We start from the raw sequence: 3694 nt of genomic DNA, 5'->3' as shown, positions 1-3694 counted from the left end.
CCCGCGGCGCAGCCACCCCGACCACCACCGCGAACAGCACCGGCGGCCAGATCCGCGCCAGTGGCATGGGCTGTACGCCGTCGAACGGAAAGAGATAGGTCGTCACAGCGACGACAACACACGGCGGCCCGAACAGCACAACGGCCCGAGCCCAGTCCCGTACGAGCAGAAACCCCGCACCAAGGACCACCAGAAACAACCCCGCCACCGGACTGGCCATGGTGGCCAGCACCGAACACACCGCCGCCACCACAAGCCGCGACCGTCGCGACGACCGCGGCCGCAGCCCCGGCCCCCGCAGCACCGCCGCCCACGCCGCAAGCCCAAAGGCCACCCCGAGCGCGAAGGTGGTACGCCCCGACACCACGTTGCACCACAGCGCGAGCGATGCCAGCAGCGCCGGCCACACCGCCCACCGCACCCCCGCCCGCACCAGCAGTGTCCCCGCCAGCCAGGACCCGGCAAGACCGGCCACCAGGGTGACCGTCTTCACCCCGCATGCGGCCATCAAGTAGGGCGAGATCACGCTGTAGTTGGCGGGGTGCAGCCCGCCGTACCAGAAGAGGTTGTACGGCGACCCCGGATGCCGGGACGCGAACCCGGCCCACGCCTCCTGGGCGGCGAGATCCCCGCCCCCGGTGGCGAAGAACGCCAGCCACACCCCGTACAAGGGAAGTACGGCGACGGTCGCGACCAACGGAACGCGACAACGCCGAAGAAAGGATTCACCAACACCAACACCAACATCGGCATCGGCATCGGCATCGGCATCGGCATCGGCAGGCGATAAACCGCTTACGCGCGGCGGCGATGACACCTCAAGTGCGGTCACAAGCAGCGGTTCCGTTCGGACAACGCGGGGGCGATGGACAAGTCCCCCAGGCAGATGCTGGGGGCACCTACCTAGACGCCGATCACGCCGAAACCGTTGGCTCAGGGACCCAGCCGTCCCGCCTCGCCAGCCTCGCGGCCGCATATGCCGGAGGTAGCATATGTACATGACGATGAAGCGGACGATGGTCTACGCCGACGCCGAGGACATGGCCACGATCAAGGCCGCTGCCGCCCGTCAGGGCATAAGCGAAGCCGAGATCATCCGTGAGGCGCTGCACCTGGCGGCTCTCCGGCACCGCCGCCGCGAGCGGCCGCTGGGCCTGCGGCGCTTCAACAGCGGCGATGCGACCCTCGCGGACCGGGCAGACGAGGTCGTACACGACTCGATGGGGCACGACTCCACAGGAGCCGAGGGTTGATCGTCATCGCGGACACCTCCGGGACACTGGCGGCGTTCGACACCGCGCACCCCCTCAGCGACCCCGCTTACCGGGTGCTGGACGAAGCCGGCCTCACGGTGTTCTCGCCGCTGGTACTGGCTGAACTGGACCATGTGGGGCGGCGGGAGCTCGGCGAAGTCCACGCCCGGCAGATGCTGGAGGACATCGTGGACGCGGCGGCGCGGGGCGACTTCGCGATCGCCGCCATCGAACCCGAGCTCCTTCAGCGGGCACAACAGGTGCAGTCCAGGTACGCCAGCCTGTCGCTGGGCCTTGCCGATGCGGTCAACGTGGCCCTGGCGGAGGAGTACGAGACCGACGCGGTCCTCACCCTCGACCGCAGGGATTTCCGGGCCGTCCTGCCCCTCACCGACCACAAGGCCTTCCGGGTCCTGCCCGATGACCTGTGACGGCGGCCAGCCGCCCGGCACGGCACACCCGCCCCCTGCGGGCGACGCGGAACTCCCTCAGCCGACCCGCAGCCGCAGCACCCCGTCACCCGCCGCCTCGACCCGCACCCGGCTGAGGTCGTCCACATGCACCGTCGGCCCGTACGCCGCCGCCCGCGGCCCGATGCCGACGACCCGCATCCCGGCCGCGAGCCCCGCCGCGATGCCCGCCTGGGAGTCCTCGAAGACGAGGCACTCCGCGGGGTCGACGCCCAGCTCGGCGGCACCCTTGAGAAAGCCCTCCGGGTCCGGCTTGCTCGCGCCGACGCACTCCGCGGTCACCCTCACCAGCGGCATCGGCAGTCCCGCCGCATCCATCCGGGCGCGGGCCAGTGCCGCGTTCGCGGAGGTCACCAGCGCGTGCGGCAGGTCGGCGATGGCCGCCATGAACGCAGGTGCGCCACCGATCGGGACGACACCCTCCACGTCGGCGGTCTCCGCCGCGAGCATCTCGCGGTTCTCGGCGTGGTTCTCCGCCATCGACCGCTCGGGAAGCAGTACGGCCATCGAGGCGTAACCCTGCCGACCGTGGACGACCTTCATGACCTCGGGGAAGTCGAGCCCGTGCTTGTCGGCCCAGCGGCGCCAGCAGCGCTCCACCACGGCGTCGGAGTTGACGAGCGTCCCGTCCATGTCCAGGAGCAGGGCGCGGGCGGTCAGAACGGTGGCGGTGGTGGCCGTCATCGGCGGGCTCCAAGGGGAGGAAGAGAAAACAAGCGGCCCCGCCCGCCGGTCAGGGAATACGGGCGGAGGCCACTTTGTTCCTCTACGATACAAAACAAGGGCCCTCCGCGCCACCACCCACCAAGAACCGACCGAAACACCAGCCGCCGCAAGGCGCTCACGGCCCTCAAAGCCCCCAAGGCCCCCAAGACCCTCAAGGCGCCACAGCCTCGAACAGGCTGAACCCGGCCAGCGCCAGCATCACCACAGCCGCGACCTGGGTGATCAGTCGCAGCGGCACTCGCCTCATCAGCGCCCGACCGCCCAGGATCCCGATCCCGGCCACCGCCCACAGGGCGAGCACCGCACCGAGCCCGACCGAGACCGGGTCGTCGTACCGGGCCGCGAGGTTCGCCGTCATGATCTGGGTGAGGTCACCGAACTCGGCGACCAGGATGAGCATGAAGCCCGCGCCGGAGACCTTCCAGAAGCTCTGGTCGGCGGGCTTACGCACCTCCTCCTCACCCTCATCCCCCTTCAGGAGCAGCATCGCCGCCCCCGCCAGGAACAGCACGCCGGTCAGCGCCGCGACAAGCCGGGCCGGCAGCAGGGTCAGCACACTGCCCGCGGCGATGGCGAGCGCGACATGCACCGCGAAGGCCGCGGCGACACCGGCGAAGACGTACGAGGCGCGGTAGCGGGTGCCGAGCACCAGGCCCGCCAGGGCGGTTTTGTCCGGCAGTTCGGCGAGAAAGACGACACCGAACACCAGCGCCGTCACACTGAAGCTGATCAAGATTCCTCTATCGGTCGGGCACGCTGCCCCACCGAGAGTTGCTGCGATTTGCTGCGCGCGACGCCTCGGCATGGCAGCGCGCAGGGGATGCCTGAGCGCACTGCTGTGCCGAAGGTCTCGCTGGCGGACCATGGTCCGCTCCGGGCGCCGGCCAGGCTCGAGAGCCCGGCAGTATGTCGACGGTCCGGCGAAGAGCTACTCCCCTTCTGCGCCACCCATAGTACGTGACACCACCTGTGCCACAGACCCTGCCGCAGACCTTGCCGCGACTCCAGCTTGACGCGACCCTGTCATTCAACGCTCACCCAACGGAAACCCGTGAGCGCCATCATGACCCTGCCCGAACGGCCAACTTCCCCCCACTCAAAGGGAGTTCACGTGCCAGATAGCTACGCGCGTCAACCCATATCCCGCCACACCACCCGCCGCATGAGCCTGCTCGCCGCGCTCATCGGACTCGTCTCGGCCATCGCCCTGCTCACCGGCCCGCCCGCCCAGGCCGCACCCCCCAC

Annotated in this window: 4 protein-coding genes and 1 pseudogene; 2 read left to right on the top strand and 3 right to left on the bottom strand. The window is 69.8% G+C overall.

Features of this window, described 5'->3' with window-relative positions:
• A pseudogene (locus tag U9R90_RS34350) lies at positions 1-697 on the bottom strand (hypothetical protein); the annotation flags it as partial.
• A gap of 301 nt (positions 698-998) precedes the next feature.
• On the opposite strand from U9R90_RS34350, the gene U9R90_RS34345 reads away from it, so the two are divergent.
• Both U9R90_RS34345 and U9R90_RS34340 read left to right on the top strand, forming a co-directional pair.
• Complete coding sequence (locus tag U9R90_RS34345) at positions 999-1253, top strand: CopG family transcriptional regulator (RefSeq protein ID WP_411061259.1); 255 nt, start codon at positions 999-1001, stop codon at positions 1251-1253.
• Positions 1250-1684, top strand: coding sequence for a PIN domain-containing protein (locus U9R90_RS34340; protein WP_411061258.1), 435 nt, complete (start codon positions 1250-1252; stop codon positions 1682-1684). The genes U9R90_RS34345 and U9R90_RS34340 overlap by 4 nt, the downstream gene beginning before the upstream one ends.
• Positions 1685-1741: 57 nt before the next feature.
• Here the strand turns inward: U9R90_RS34340 and U9R90_RS34335 are convergent, their stop codons facing one another.
• Both U9R90_RS34335 and U9R90_RS34330 read right to left on the bottom strand, forming a co-directional pair.
• Positions 1742-2407: an HAD-IA family hydrolase gene (locus tag U9R90_RS34335; RefSeq protein WP_411061256.1), complete on the bottom strand. Its 666-nt coding sequence runs from the start codon at positions 2405-2407 to the stop codon at positions 1742-1744.
• Between the two features lie 193 nt (positions 2408-2600).
• Positions 2601-3182, bottom strand: coding sequence for a TMEM165/GDT1 family protein (locus U9R90_RS34330; protein ID WP_411061254.1), 582 nt, complete (start codon positions 3180-3182; stop codon positions 2601-2603).
• Positions 3183-3694: the final 512 nt, after the last annotated feature.

This window comes from Streptomyces sp. E11-3, assembly GCF_046540415.1.
In the GTDB taxonomy this organism is placed as follows: domain Bacteria; phylum Actinomycetota; class Actinomycetes; order Streptomycetales; family Streptomycetaceae; genus Streptomyces.
Note: the sequence above shows the minus strand (reverse complement) of the source record. Positions and strands in the feature narration are given on the sequence as shown.